At 51.4% G+C, this 14,407-nt stretch carries 12 protein-coding genes; 7 read left to right on the top strand and 5 right to left on the bottom strand.

Going from position 1 to position 14,407, the window contains the following annotated elements:
• Position 1: 1 nt before the first annotated feature.
• The gene (soxS, locus tag FQ015_RS08220; RefSeq protein ID WP_000019358.1) at positions 2-325 is read right to left on the bottom strand and encodes a superoxide response transcriptional regulator SoxS; all 324 of its coding nucleotides are present in this window, start codon (positions 323-325) and stop codon (positions 2-4) included.
• 85 nt (positions 326-410) lie between these two features.
• Here soxS and soxR point away from each other — a divergent pair, with 85 nt between their 5' ends.
• From soxR to FQ015_RS08205, 3 genes are all read left to right on the top strand, one after another.
• Entirely contained in the window at positions 411-875 is a 465-nt protein-coding gene (gene soxR, locus FQ015_RS08215; protein ID WP_000412424.1) for a redox-sensitive transcriptional activator SoxR, read from the top strand.
• A 545-nt stretch (positions 876-1,420) separates the two neighbouring features.
• Positions 1,421-2,770, top strand: coding sequence for a guanine/hypoxanthine transporter GhxP (ghxP, locus tag FQ015_RS08210; RefSeq protein WP_000106871.1), 1,350 nt, complete (start codon positions 1,421-1,423; stop codon positions 2,768-2,770).
• Between the two features lie 151 nt (positions 2,771-2,921).
• Complete coding sequence (locus tag FQ015_RS08205) at positions 2,922-4,571, top strand: Na+/H+ antiporter (RefSeq protein ID WP_000402207.1); 1,650 nt, start codon at positions 2,922-2,924, stop codon at positions 4,569-4,571.
• A 167-nt stretch (positions 4,572-4,738) separates the two neighbouring features.
• Here FQ015_RS08205 and FQ015_RS08200 read toward each other — a convergent pair whose 3' ends face one another.
• The 4 genes from FQ015_RS08200 to acs form a co-directional block, all read right to left on the bottom strand.
• A complete protein-coding gene (locus FQ015_RS08200; RefSeq protein ID WP_039021425.1) occupies positions 4,739-6,031 on the bottom strand; it encodes a pentapeptide repeat-containing protein in 1,293 nt (430 codons plus the stop codon).
• A gap of 178 nt (positions 6,032-6,209) precedes the next feature.
• Complete coding sequence (gene actP / locus FQ015_RS08195) at positions 6,210-7,859, bottom strand: cation/acetate symporter ActP (protein ID WP_039021426.1); 1,650 nt, start codon at positions 7,857-7,859, stop codon at positions 6,210-6,212.
• Positions 7,856-8,170: a DUF485 domain-containing protein gene (locus tag FQ015_RS08190; protein WP_001014565.1), complete on the bottom strand. Its 315-nt coding sequence runs from the start codon at positions 8,168-8,170 to the stop codon at positions 7,856-7,858. The genes actP and FQ015_RS08190 overlap by 4 nt, the downstream gene beginning before the upstream one ends.
• 212 nt (positions 8,171-8,382) lie before the next feature.
• The gene (gene acs / locus FQ015_RS08185) at positions 8,383-10,341 is read right to left on the bottom strand and encodes an acetate--CoA ligase (RefSeq protein ID WP_160523940.1); all 1,959 of its coding nucleotides are present in this window, start codon (positions 10,339-10,341) and stop codon (positions 8,383-8,385) included.
• A 392-nt stretch (positions 10,342-10,733) separates the two neighbouring features.
• Here acs and nrfA point away from each other — a divergent pair, with 392 nt between their 5' ends.
• The 4 genes from nrfA to nrfD are packed head-to-tail and all read left to right on the top strand — an operon-like array spanning position 10,734 to position 14,402.
• Positions 10,734-12,170 (top strand): ammonia-forming nitrite reductase cytochrome c552 subunit, encoded by a 1,437-nt coding sequence (gene nrfA / locus FQ015_RS08180; RefSeq protein WP_039021428.1) that lies wholly within the window; start codon positions 10,734-10,736, stop codon positions 12,168-12,170.
• Positions 12,171-12,214: 44 nt separating this feature from the next.
• A complete protein-coding gene (nrfB, locus tag FQ015_RS08175; RefSeq protein ID WP_001296647.1) occupies positions 12,215-12,781 on the top strand; it encodes a cytochrome c nitrite reductase pentaheme subunit in 567 nt (188 codons plus the stop codon).
• On the top strand, positions 12,778-13,449 hold the full coding sequence (gene nrfC, locus FQ015_RS08170) for a cytochrome c nitrite reductase Fe-S protein (RefSeq protein WP_000220281.1): 672 nt from the start codon (positions 12,778-12,780) through the stop codon (positions 13,447-13,449). The genes nrfB and nrfC overlap by 4 nt, the downstream gene beginning before the upstream one ends.
• Positions 13,446-14,402: a cytochrome c nitrite reductase subunit NrfD gene (gene nrfD / locus FQ015_RS08165; RefSeq protein WP_000195167.1), complete on the top strand. Its 957-nt coding sequence runs from the start codon at positions 13,446-13,448 to the stop codon at positions 14,400-14,402. The genes nrfC and nrfD overlap by 4 nt, the downstream gene beginning before the upstream one ends.
• Positions 14,403-14,407: the final 5 nt, after the last annotated feature.

The raw sequence follows: 14,407 nt of genomic DNA, 5'->3' as shown, positions 1-14,407 counted from the left end.
ACTACAGGCGGTGGCGATAATCGCTGGGAGTGCGATCAAACTGCCGACGGAAAACGCGGGAGAAGGTCTGCTGCGAGACATAACCCAGGTCCATTGCGATATCAAAAATCGGACGCTCGGTGGTGCGCAACTCAACGGCGGCCAGTAACAGGCGGCGTTGGCGAATGTAATCACCAAGTGTCTGATGCGTCACCGTGCGGAACATCCGCTGTAAGTACCACTTTGAATAGCCTGATTTTTTTGCGACGACATCAATGTTAAGCGGCTGGTCAATATGCTCGTCAATCCATGCGATAAGATCCTGAATAATTTTCTGATGGGACATAAATCTGCCTCTTTTCAGTGTTCAGTTCGTTAATTCATCTGTTGGGGAGTATAATTCCTCAAGTTAACTTGAGGTAAAGCGATTTATGGAAAAGAAATTACCCCGCATTAAAGCGCTGCTAACCCCCGGCGAAGTGGCAAAACGCAGCGGTGTGGCGGTATCGGCGCTGCATTTCTATGAAAGCAAAGGGTTGATTAGCAGTATCCGTAATAGTGGCAATCAGCGGCGATATAAACGTGATGTGTTGCGATATGTCGCAATCATCAAAATTGCTCAGCGTATTGGCATTCCGCTGGCGACCATTCGTGAAGCGTTTGGCGTGTTGCCCGAAGGGCATACATTAAGTGCGAAAGAGTGGAAACAGCTTTCGTCCCAATGGCGAGAAGAGTTGGATCGGCGCATTCATACCTTAGTGGCGCTGCGTGACGAACTGGACGGATGTATTGGTTGTGGCTGTCTTTCGCGCAGTGATTGCCCATTGCGTAACCCGGGCGACCGCTTAGGAGAAGAAGGCACAGGTGCACGCTTGCTGGAAGATGAACAAAACTAAAGCGCCACAAGGGCGCTTTAGTTTGTTTTCCGGTCTTTGTCTTTCTCTCTATCCCGCTGGTACACAGGAGGGTTTCCCCCGACGTCAACACACCTCATTCGAGCACGTGGTGGAGGTTCCGGTTGGTGTTGATGCTTTAATTGTATGTCACCGGCGTTTCTTCGCCAGTGTAAAAGTATACTTTTTAGCCGCAATATTTTTGTCATCTCAGACGATTTTTTATCGCAATCCTGAACGGTATGCGGCTCGATAACGCTGCAATCTTGCGCATCGACGATAACGTTTGCGCATCAATTGCCTGGTTTTTCATCGTCAAGACAATAAAAGAGAAAAAAGCAGCAAACTTCGGTTGAAAAAGCCGCTATGATCGCCGGATAATCGTTTGCTTTTTTTACCACCCGTTTTGTATGCGCGGAGCTAAACGTTTGCTTTTTTGCGACGCACCAATTTGTCGCAAACCTGGAGCAGGAAGATAACGTTTCGCTGGCAGGGGATTGTCCGCCACGCATCTTGACGAAAATTAAACTCTCAGGGGATGTTTTCTTATGTCTACGCCATCAGCGCGTACCGGCGGTTCACTCGACGCCTGGTTTAAAATTTCACAACGTGGAAGCACTGTCCGTCAGGAAGTGGTTGCCGGGTTAACAACATTTCTGGCGATGGTCTACTCGGTTATCGTCGTTCCAGGCATGTTGGGTAAAGCAGGCTTCCCGCCTGCGGCAGTTTTCGTTGCGACCTGTCTGGTTGCCGGACTCGGTTCTATCGTGATGGGTCTGTGGGCTAATCTGCCGTTGGCGATTGGTTGCGCCATCTCCCTGACGGCGTTTACCGCATTCAGTCTGGTGCTGGGGCAACATATTAGCGTACCTGTCGCGCTGGGTGCCGTGTTCCTGATGGGTGTGCTGTTTACGATAATTTCTGCCACGGGTATTCGTAGCTGGATTTTGCGCAACTTGCCGCACGGTGTGGCGCACGGCACGGGGATCGGTATCGGTCTGTTCCTGCTGCTCATTGCCGCTAATGGTGTCGGTCTGGTGATTAAAAACCCGCTTGATGGTCTGCCTGTTGCGCTGGGTGATTTCGCGACCTTCCCGGTGATAATGTCACTGGTAGGTCTGGCTGTGATCATCGGCCTGGAAAAACTGAAAGTCCCCGGTGGCATTCTGCTGACCATTATCGGTATCTCAATTGTCGGTTTGATCTTCGATCCTAACGTCCATTTCTCCGGCGTTTTCGCCATGCCTTCATTGAGCGATGAAAACGGCAATTCACTGATTGGCAGCCTGGACATTATGGGCGCGCTGAACCCTGTGGTTCTGCCGAGCGTGCTGGCACTGGTGATGACTGCTGTTTTCGATGCCACCGGAACCATCCGGGCCGTCGCGGGCCAGGCAAACCTGCTGGATAAAGACGGGCAAATTATCGACGGCGGGAAAGCACTGACCACCGACTCCATGAGCAGTGTTTTCTCTGGTCTGGTGGGGGCAGCACCGGCAGCGGTATACATCGAGTCTGCGGCGGGTACAGCGGCGGGCGGAAAAACCGGTCTGACGGCTATCACCGTTGGCGTGTTGTTCCTGCTGATTCTGTTCCTCTCTCCACTCTCTTACCTCGTTCCGGGTTACGCAACGGCTCCGGCGCTGATGTACGTTGGCCTGCTGATGCTGAGCAATGTGGCGAAAATTGACTTTGCTGATTTTGTTGATGCGATGGCGGGTCTGGTAACAGCAGTATTCATCGTACTGACCTGTAACATCGTAACGGGTATTATGATCGGCTTTGCGACTCTGGTGATTGGTCGTCTGGTTTCCGGAGAATGGCGCAAGTTGAACATCGGTACGGTCGTCATTGCCGTGGCGCTGGTGACCTTCTATGCGGGCGGCTGGGCTATCTAAGCTTTAATAAGATTCTGAAAACGGGTGGCAATGGCTGCCCGTTTTTATTTTCTCAGCACATTGTGTGAGCTTTTGCGATATTCTGAAAAAATGAGAATTCAGGCATAACGCCTTTCTCAGATCATAAAAAAACATCGCAAACAGGGAACGCATGGAAATCTTCTTCACCATACTGATAATGACCCTCGTGGTCTCGCTGTCCGGGGTGGTCACTCGTGTCATGCCCTTTCAGATCCCGCTTCCGCTTATGCAAATCGCCATCGGTGCGCTACTGGCGTGGCCGACGTTTGGTTTGCATGTGGAGTTTGATCCTGAACTCTTTTTAGTCTTGTTTATCCCGCCGTTGCTGTTCGCAGATGGCTGGAAAACGCCGACCCGTGAATTTCTCGAACATGGTCGGGAGATTTTCGGCCTCGCGCTGGCGCTGGTGGTGGTCACCGTGGTTGGCATTGGCTTCCTTATTTACTGGGTGGTGCCGGGCATTCCGCTGATTCCCGCCTTTGCGCTGGCGGCGGTGCTTTCTCCGACCGATGCTGTGGCGCTTTCCGGTATTGTTGGCGAAGGGCGCATCCCGAAAAAAATCATGGGTATTTTGCAGGGCGAAGCGTTGATGAATGACGCCTCCGGCCTGGTGTCATTAAAGTTTGCTGTGGCAGTGGCGATGGGGACGATGATCTTCACCGTCGGCGGTGCAACGGTGGAATTTATGAAAGTGGCAATAGGCGGTATTCTCGCCGGTTTTGTGGTGAGCTGGCTGTATGGTCGTTCGCTGCGATTCCTCAGCCGCTGGGGCGGTGATGAACCCGCGACGCAGATTGTACTGCTGTTCCTGCTGCCATTCGCTTCTTATCTGATTGCCGAACATATTGGCGTTTCCGGTATTCTTGCTGCGGTTGCAGCCGGGATGACCATCACCCGCTCCGGTGTAATGCGCCGTGCGCCGCTGGCGATGCGCCTGCGCGCAAACAGCACCTGGGCGATGCTGGAATTTGTCTTCAACGGCATGGTATTCCTGCTGTTAGGTCTGCAGCTGCCGGGTATTCTGGAGACGTCGCTGATGGCGGCAGAAATCGACCCTAACGTCGAAATCTGGATGCTGTTTACCGATATCATTCTGATTTATGCGGCGCTGATGCTGGTCCGTTTTGGCTGGCTGTGGACGATGAAAAAGTTCAGCAACCGCTTCCTGAAGAAGAAGCCGATGGAGTTTGGTTCGTGGACCACACGAGAAATCCTGATTGCGTCTTTTGCCGGGGTGCGTGGGGCGATCACACTAGCCGGTGTGCTCTCTATCCCGCTGCTCTTGCCGGATGGCAACGTCTTCCCGGCGCGCTATGAGTTGGTGTTCCTGGCGGCTGGCGTCATTCTCTTTTCGCTGTTTGTCGGCGTGGTGATGTTGCCCATTCTGCTGCAACACATTGAAGTCGCAGACCATTCGCAGCAGTTGAAAGAGGAGCGTATTGCGCGAGCGGCAACGGCAGAAGTGGCGATTGTGGCAATCCAGAAAATGGAGGAGCGTCTGGCGGCGGATACCGAAGAGAATATCGATAACCAGCTGCTCACGGAGGTCAGTTCTCGCGTCATTGGTAACCTGCGTCGTCGCGCCGATGGACGTAACGACGTTGAAAGTTCCGTGCAGGAAGAGAACCTTGAGCGTCGCTTCCGTCTGGCGGCATTGCGTTCTGAACGTGCTGAACTGTACCACCTGCGCGCCACGCGGGAGATCAGTAACGAAACGCTGCAAAAATTATTGCACGATCTCGATTTGCTTGAAGCGTTGTTGATTGAGGAAAATCAGTAAGCCGAAAGCGACGTAACCAGGCCCGAGGTAATCTGAAAAAGGTGCAATCTTTTGCACCTTTTTCAGATTACCTCGGGCTAACATTCATGATTCTAAAATAAATAAGTCAGAAGTCCGTGAGTATCTCTCTTTTAAAGTCAATTCATTGGCTATTCTTCGGCTTAATCTCAATCTGTGTATTGCATAGTATCTTCAGTGGTATTCATAGACACTTCCTGAATATTATGCTCAGTTTGTGACATGCCAGTATGAGTGGCACAATCCTCTTCAAAGAGTTGCTGTAGTGTTATCAGGATATCACTATTAATGGGAATATTATCCTCCCCACGGAGAATGGATATGCCCATTCCCTGGACGATAGCCTCATCGAAATTAACCCGATAGAAACGGGTATTAAACATCCAGGCTTTTGTTAAAATAGAACAGTTGAAATGGCAATTGCTTAAATTGGCATTATTAAAATTAGCATTAGCCATATTAGAATCGGTACATATAACCATTTCGAGGAACGTATTTGTCAGCCGCGTAAAAAAGAGTTTGCTATTAATTAAGTTTATATTCTGGAGGGTTGCTTTGTTCAGGTTGACGCGAGAAAGATTAGCATGTTCAAAGTTAATTAAATCGAGTTTAGAGAAACTAAGGTCGGCTCTAAATAAATTAACATATGGCGCTATTACTTTATAAAGATTCACCTCAGCCATGTACGCCATATAAAAATTTGAATAGTCAAGGAAGGTATTTTTAATTTTAGCTCTAATCATTGTTGCATTGAAGAATTCAACATGCATAGCGGAGCATGCATTTAGAGTTCCGTCAGTCATTTTTATCTGAGCGAAATTTGAGTCATCGAGAATACAATTATCAAAAATTATTTTTTCCATTATGGCAAAATTAAAATTCGTTTGATACATATTACAGCCCTGGAAAATAGCATTTTGTAGTCTGCAACCTGCAAAATCCGAATTGGATAAATCTTCATCTTTAATCCTGATACCTTTCAGGCTAAGGTGTGAAAAATCGTAACCACCATTTACTGTCTGTGGGATTTCGATAGTATTATTATGGACAGTGACATTATTTATAAAATACACTACCTTAATTGACACTTCCTTATCTTTATTAAGGTAAACTCTTCTCGTAATTCTATCGTCATATTTATTACTTGCATATAAAGCTATATCTATAAAATATTTATGAATTTTCCTGTCAGTTTCTTTAGTGATTTTTCCTGATGGTAAAGTATCATAAGTTCTTTTCATTTTCTGAATCAAGCCTATCACTTTTTCATGATCATCCATTTTGAAAAGAGAGAGGGCTTTATTGTCAATTAACGTGTCTTTATGATGTTTGCTATAATTATCTGATTTTGTTTTCTTTGTATGTGATGGACTTGTGACAGGGTGGTTATCGTTAATCAGGCAAAGAGGGAAAAACATATTATTTAAACCATTATAGCGCATAAAATATCCTTATAATTAACAAGAAAGAAAAGGCATATTCTCTGCATTATCATTTTCTACGACTGTCAAAAATCGCTCATTTTTTTAATGAGTTTATTTGTTTAATATTATGGGAAAAGATGATGCATATTGGAGAGGAAGAGTATTCCCCGATCAAGCGACCGGGGAAGGGTAGAGATTAATGCGCGCGGCCTTGCTCAACACCAAAGCCGGTCTGGGAGCGGATAAACTGCGCACGGAACAGTTCACGCTCGCGCGCACCTTCCGCTGAATTATCCGTTGCCGAGAAGAACCAGATGCCGAGGAATGCCACACTGATAGAGAACAGCGCCGGGTATTCGTACGGGAAGATGGCTTTTTCGTGACCGAGGATCTGTACCCAAATGGTAGGGCCGAGAATCATCAGTACCACTGCGGTAATCAGCCCCAGCCAGCCTCCCATCATCGCGCCACGGGTGGTCAGTTTCGACCAGTACATGGAAAGCAGAATGATCGGGAAGTTACAGCTCGCCGCGATGGCAAACGCCAGGCCCACCATAAATGCGATGTTCTGATTCTCAAACAGCACGCCGAGGATAATGGCAATCACGCCGAGGATCAGCACGGTGATTTTCGATACCCGTAGCTCTTCACGTTCGGTCGCACCTTTTTTGAAGACGTTAGCGTACAGGTCATGCGAAACCGCAGAAGCACCCGCCAGCGTCAGTCCCGCAACCACCGCAAGAATGGTGGCGAAAGCAACCGCTGAAATAAAGCCGAGGAACAGGTTGCCGCCCACAGCATTGGCCAGGTGAACTGCCGCCATGTTGTTACCACCAATCAGATGGCCCGCCGCGTCTTTATATTCCGGATTCGCACCGACCAGCATGATCGCACCAAAGCCGATAATAAAGGTCAGGATATAGAAGTAGCCCATAAATCCGGTGGCGTAGAACACGCTCTTACGCGCTTCGCGGGCATCGCTGACCGTAAAGAAGCGCATCAGAATGTGCGGCAAACCAGCCGTACCAAACATCAGCCCCAGACCCAGAGACAGCGCGGAGATGGGATCTTTCACCAATCCGCCCGGCTTCATGATATCGACACCTTTCGGGTGTACCGCCATCGCTTCGCTGAACAGATTGTTGAAGCTAAAGCCGACGTGTTTCATCACCATAAAGGCCATAAAGCTGGCACCAAACAGTAACAGCACAGCTTTGATAATCTGTACCCAGGTGGTCGCCAGCATACCGCCGAACAGGACGTACATCATCATCAGCACGCCGACCAGCACTACCGCAATGTGATAGTTAAGGCCAAACAGCAGTTCGATGAGTTTACCTGCGCCTACCATCTGAGCGATAAGGTAAAGCGCCACCACCACCAGAGAACCACAGGCCGAAAGAATACGGATAGGCCCCTGTTTCAGGCGGTACGAGGCTACATCGGCAAAGGTGTAGCGACCGAGGTTACGCAGACGTTCGGCAATCAGGAACAGAATGATCGGCCAGCCCACCAGGAAGCCCAGCGAGTAAATTAAACCATCATAGCCGGAGGTAAACACCAGCGCGGAGATACCCAAAAATGAGGCGGCAGACATATAGTCCCCGGCAATCGCCAGCCCGTTCTGGAAACCGGTGATATTGCCGCCTGCGGTGTAGTAGTCATTACGCGAACGTACGCGTTTTGACGCCCAGTAGGTAATGCCGAGCGTAAACACGACGAAAATCAGGAACATAATAATTGCCTGCCAGTTCGTTGGCTGGCGCTCTACGGCCCCGCTAATAGCATCCGCGGCGTTAGCTGCTAAAGGGAGTGTGGCGGCAAGCGCCGTCAGAACTCTTTTCATGATGCTTGTACCTCATGCAGGACTTCATTATTAAGACGGTCGAATTCGCCGTTCGCCCGCCAGATGTAGATACCGGTGAGAACAAAGGAGATCACAATCACTCCAACACCAATCGGAATACCGCGTGTGACGCTGGTGTTCGGATTCAGCGGAGTGCCCAGCCAGCCGGGCGCGAAGGCGATCAGTAAAATAAAGCCGATATAAACTGCCAGCATAATAATCGACAGGATGGTGGCAAACCGTTGCCGTTTTTCGACTAACTCCCTGAAATGCGCATTGTCTTCTATCCGCTGATAAATAGTGCCATTCATCACAGATTCTCCAGAGGTAATGTAGGGATTGTTTTAATTCCTGCGCCCTTATGGGAGCGGGTTAACGCCCAGGTAACCCTTGCCTTATGTAGGCCAGATAAGGCGTTATACGCCGCATCCGGCAATCAATGCCTGATGCGACGCTGTCGCGTCTTATCAGGCCTACAAATCGTTTCAGACTTGTTGCCCGGATCGCATCCGGCAATTGAGAGTTACGAGGGCATCGCGATAGCCTGCTTCTCTTCAAGCAGCTTCTCGACAACGCCAGGATCGGCAAGCGTCGAGGTATCGCCCAGGTTGCTGGTATCGCCCGCCGCAATTTTGCGCAGAATACGGCGCATAATTTTGCCGGAGCGGGTTTTTGGCAGGGAGTCGGTCCAGTGCAGCACGTCTGGCGTTGCCAGCGGGCCAATCTCTTTACGCACCCAGTTGCGGACTTCTGCGTACAGTTCTGGTGACGGTTCCTCCCCGTGATTAAGCGTGACGTAGGCGTAGATCGCCTGACCTTTAATATTGTGCGGAATACCCACGACAGCGGCTTCGGCAATCTTCGGATGTGCCACCAGCGCCGACTCAATCTCAGCTGTTCCCAGACGGTGACCCGAGACGTTCAGCACGTCGTCCACGCGCCCGGTGATCCAGTAATAGCCATCTTCATCGCGACGCGCGCCGTCGCCGCTGAAATACATATTTTTGAAGGTGGAGAAGTAGGTCTGTTCAAAGCGTTCGTGATCGCCAAACAATGTACGCGCCTGACCCGGCCAGGAGTCGGTGATCACCAGGCTGCCTTCGGTAGCCCCTTCCAGCGGGTTACCTTCGTTATCGACCAGCGCCGGTTGCACGCCGAAGAACGGACGTGTTGCCGAACCTGCTTTTAGCTCGGTAGCACCAGGCAGTGGTGTGATCATGAAACCGCCGGTTTCGGTCTGCCACCAGGTGTCGACCACCGGGCATTTCTCGTTGCCGATTTTTTTCCAGTACCACTCCCACGCTTCCGGGTTGATTGGCTCGCCTACGGAACCGAGAATGCGCAGCGACGAACGGTCAGTGCCTTCGATCGCTTTATCGCCTTCTGCCATCAGCGCGCGGATCGCCGTGGGCGCGGTATAGAGAATATTGACCTGATGCTTGTCCACCACCTGGGCCATACGGGCAGGCGTCGGCCAGTTCGGTACGCCTTCAAACATCAGCGTGGTCGCGCCGCATGCCAGCGGGCCGTACAGCAAATAACTGTGCCCGGTAACCCAGCCCACATCGGCGGTGCACCAGTAGATATCGCCCGGATGATAATCAAAGACATATTTAAAAGTCAGCGCCGCGTACACCAGATAACCGCCGGTAGTGTGCAGCACGCCTTTCGGCTTTCCGGTAGAACCGGAAGTGTAGAGAATAAACAGCGGATCTTCAGCGTTCATCTCTTGCGCCTGGTGCTGATCGCTCGCTTGCTCAACCAGGTCGTGCCACCAGAGGTCGCGCCCTTCCTGCCAGTCAATTTTTCCGCCAGTACGCTTCAGTACCACCACATGTTCAATGCTGGTGACGTTCGGGTTTTTCAGCGCGTCATCAACGTTTTTCTTCAGCGGAATACTACGCCCGGCACGCACGCCTTCGTCAGAAGTGATCACCAGCCGTGAGTTAGAATCGATAATGCGTCCGGCAACGGCTTCCGGCGAGAAGCCGCCGAAAATTACCGAATGCACCGCGCCAATGCGGGCGCAGGCCAGCATTGCGACCGCAGCTTCCGGTACCATCGGCATATAAATCGCCACCACGTCACCTTTTTTAATGCCCAGCCCGAGCAGGGTATTGGCGAAGCGGCAGACGTCGCGGTGCAGCTCTTTATAGCTGATATGTTTGCTCTGCCTGGCGTCGTCGCCTTCCCAGATGATGGCGGTGCGATAGCCGTTTTCTTGCAGATGGCGGTCAAGGCAGTTCGCCGCCAGATTCAGCGTGCCGTCCTCGTACCATTTAATGGACACATTACCCGGGGCAAAGGAGGTGTTTTTCACCTTCTGGTAAGGTTTGATCCAGTCGAGAATTTTTCCCTGTTCGCCCCAGAAGGTATCTGGTGCGTTAATAGATTGTTGATACATCGCCTCGTACTGCTGAGGGTTTATCAGGCAACGGTCTGCGATGTTGGCAGGAATGGTGTGTTTGTGAATTTGACTCATGCTTTTGTTCTCCTTGTAGGATGTTAATAATATGTGGCATAAGCGTTAAATGTAGGGGTGTTGGCAGTTTTGTTTAGTATTTGGGCGACAGATCACGCAAAAGTAGAATTGTGCAAATAAACGGCAGGGTAATTTTTGAAGGTCAGCAACAAAAGTTGATTAATTCTTTGAGGAACATGCAGTTATGCATGCTGTTGAAAAAGAGGAAGATACTGACTAACTCTAAAGTGGTATTTTACATGCACTTACAATTGATTAAAGACAACATTCACAGTGTGGTTATTTGTTACACATAGGGGCGAGCAATGTCATGACAGTGTAGGTGCGGTTACTGTCGTGAAAAACAATAAAAACCGCCATTGCAACAATGGCGCAATTCGGATGAAGCCCCTATGACAAGGATAAAAATAAACGCACGCCGTATCTTCAGCTTATTGATTCCTTTTTTCTTTTTCACTTCTGTTCACGCTGAACAAACGGCTGCTCCCGCAAAACCTGTAACTGTGGAAGCGAAGAATGAAACCTTTGCCCCGCAGCATCCCGATCAATATCTCTCCTGGAAAGCCACCTCGGAACAGTCAGAGCGTGTTGACGCCCTGGCGGAAGATCCACGGCTGGTGATCCTGTGGGCGGGGTATCCCTTCTCGCGCGATTACAACAAGCCGCGTGGACATGCCTTTGCTGTGACCGATGTGCGTGAAACCCTGCGTACCGGTGCGCCGAAAAACGCTGAAGATGGTCCGCTACCGATGGCATGCTGGAGTTGTAAAAGCCCGGATGTGGCGCGTCTGATCCAGAAAGACGGCGAAGATGGCTACTTCCACGGTAAATGGGCGCGCGGCGGCCCGGAAATCGTCAACAACTTAGGTTGTGCCGATTGTCATAACACCGCCTCACCAGAGTTCGCCAAAGGCAAACCGGAGTTAACCCTTTCCCGTCCGTATGCGGCTCGCGCGATGGAAGCCATTGGTAAACCTTTTGAGAAAGCCGGACGTTTCGACCAGCAATCGATGGTTTGCGGTCAGTGCCATGTGGAGTATTACTTCGATGGCAAAAACAAAGCCGTTAAATTCCCGTGGGATGACGGCATGAAAGTCGAAAATATGGAGCAGTATTACGACAAAATTGCCTTCTCTGACTGGACTAACTCCCTGTCGAAAACACCAATGCTGAAAGCGCAGCACCCGGAATATGAAACCTGGACAGCGGGCATTCACGGCAAAAACAACGTGACCTGTATCGACTGCCATATGCCAAAAGTGCAGAACGCCGAAGGCAAACTCTACACCGACCATAAAATTGGTAATCCGTTTGATAACTTCGCCCAGACTTGTGCGAACTGCCATACCCAGGACAAAGCTGCCCTGCAAAAAGTGGTCGCGGAACGTAAGCAGTCAATTAACGACCTGAAAATCAAGGTTGAAGATCAACTGGTTCACGCTCACTTCGAAGCGAAAGCGGCGCTGGACGCAGGCGCGACAGAAGCCGAAATGAAGCCGATTCAGGACGATATTCGTCATGCCCAGTGGCGTTGGGATCTGGCGATCGCTTCCCACGGTATTCATATGCACGCGCCGGAAGAAGGTCTGAGGATGCTCGGTACGGCGATGGATAAAGCGGCGGATGCGCGCACCAAACTGGCGCGCCTGCTGGCGACCAAAGGCATCACCCATGAAATCCCGATCCCGGATATCTCAACCAAAGAGAAAGCCCAGCAGGCCATTGGCCTGAACATGGAACAAATCAAGGCTGAGAAGCAGGACTTCATCAAAACGGTGATCCCGCAGTGGGAAGCGCAGGCACGTAAAAACGGTCTGTTAAGCCAATAACCCCGTTCCGCCTCGCAAGGGGCGGAAAACACAATGGAGTGAATATGAGCGTATTACGTTCGTTATTAACTGCCGGGGTGCTGGCGTCGGGCCTGTTGTGGAGCCTGAACGGAATTACCGCTACCCCTGCGGCGCAGGCATCTGGTGATCGCTACGAAGTTACCCAGCAGCGTAACCCGGATGCCGCCTGTCTGGACTGTCATAAACCAGATACCGAAGGTATGCATGGCAAACATGCTTCCGTTATCAACCCGAATAACAAACTGCCGGTCACCTGCACCAACTGTCACGGCCAGCCATCACCGCAACACCGCGAAGGGGTGAAAGATGTGATGCGCTTTAACGAGCCGATGTACAAGGTTGGAGAGCAGAACAGCGTGTGTATGTCCTGCCATCTGCCGGAACAGTTGCAAAAAGCGTTCTGGCCGCACGATGTCCACGTAACCAAAGTGGCGTGCGCTAGCTGCCATTCCCTGCATCCACAGCAAGATACGATGCAGACGTTAAGTGACAAAGGACGGATTAAGATTTGCGTCGATTGCCACAGCGATCAGCGCACCAATCCGAACTTTAACCCGGCGTCTGTTCCGTTGCTTAAGGAGCAGCCATGACCTGGTCTCGTCGCCAGTTTCTCACCGGCGTCGGCGTGCTGGCAGCCGTCAGCGGCACCGCAGGACGCGTGGTGGCGAAAACGTTGAATATCAATGGGGTGCGTTACGGCATGGTGCATGACGAGTCGTTATGCATCGGCTGTACTGCCTGTATGGATGCTTGTCGGGAAGTGAACAAGGTGCCGGAAGGCGTCTCGCGCCTGACAATTATTCGTAGCGAGCCGCAGGGCGAATTTCCTGATGTGAAATATCGCTTCTTTCGTAAGTCTTGCCAGCACTGCGACCATGCACCGTGCGTTGACGTCTGCCCAACGGGTGCGTCTTTTCGCGATGCTGCCAGCGGGATTGTCGATGTTAACCCGGATCTCTGCGTCGGTTGTCAGTACTGCATTGCCGCCTGTCCGTACCGTGTGCGCTTTATCCATCCGGTCACGAAGACGGCGGACAAATGCGATTTCTGCCGTAAGACCAATTTGCAGGCCGGTAAGCTCCCCGCGTGCGTTGAGGCTTGCCCGACGAAGGCGCTGACGTTTGGCAATCTGGACGATCCCAACAGTGAGATTTCGCAACTGCTACGCCAGAAGCCCACTTACCGCTACAAGCTGGCGCTGGGAACCAAACCGAAGCTGTACCGCGTACCGTTTAAATACGGGGAGGTGAGCCAATGACGCAGACTTCCGCATTTCATTTTGAATCGCTGGTGTGGGACTGGCCGATTGCCATCTACCTGTTTTTGATTGGTATTTCTGCCGGTCTGGTGACGCTGGCCGTGCTGTTACGTCGCTTCTACCCGCAGGCGGGCGGTGCAGACAGTACGTTGTTGCGCACCACGCTGATTGTCGGGCCTGGCGCGGTGATCCTCGGTCTGTTGATTCTCGTCTTCCACCTGACAAGACCGTGGACCTTCTGGAAGCTGATGTTCCATTACAGTTTTACCTCGGTGATGTCGATGGGGGTGATGCTGTTTCAGCTCTACATGGTGGTGCTGGTGCTGTGGCTGGCGAAAATCTTTGAACATGATTTGCTTGCCCTGCAACAACGCTGGTTGCCGAAGCTGGGGATCGTACAAAAGGTTCTGAGTCTGCTGACGCCCGTTCACCGCGGACTGGAAACGCTAATGCTGGTGCTGGCGGTGTTGCTGGGGGCTTATACCGGCTTTCTGCTGTCGGCGCTGAAATCATATCCGTTCCTCAATAATCCGATTTTACCGGTGCTGTTCCTCTTCTCCGGCATTTCGTCCGGTGCGGCGGTGGCGTTGATCGCTATGGCGATACGCCAGCGCAGTAATCCGCACTCCACGGAAGCGCACTTTGTACACCGTATGGAGATCCCTGTGGTATGGGGCGAAATCTTCCTGCTGGTGGCGTTTTTTGTTGGACTGGCGCTGGGCGATGACGGCAAAGTGCGTGCGCTGGTGGCAGCATTGGGCGGTGGTTTCTGGACGTGGTGGTTCTGGCTTGGTGTCGCCGGGCTGGGGCTGATTGTGCCAATGTTGCTCAAACCGTGGGTGAATCGTAGTTCCGGCATTCCTGCCGTGCTGGCGGCGTGTGGAGCCAGCCTGGTCGGGGTGTTGATGCTGCGCTTTTTCATTCTCTACGCCGGGCAGTTAACGGTGGCGTAAGCCAG

The sequence above is a fragment of the Escherichia sp. HH26CH genome (assembly GCF_009820205.1).
Lineage (GTDB): Bacteria > Pseudomonadota > Gammaproteobacteria > Enterobacterales > Enterobacteriaceae > Escherichia > Escherichia coli_F.
The sequence above is the reverse complement of the archived record's forward strand: the minus strand, read 5'-3'. Positions and strand labels throughout refer to the sequence as shown.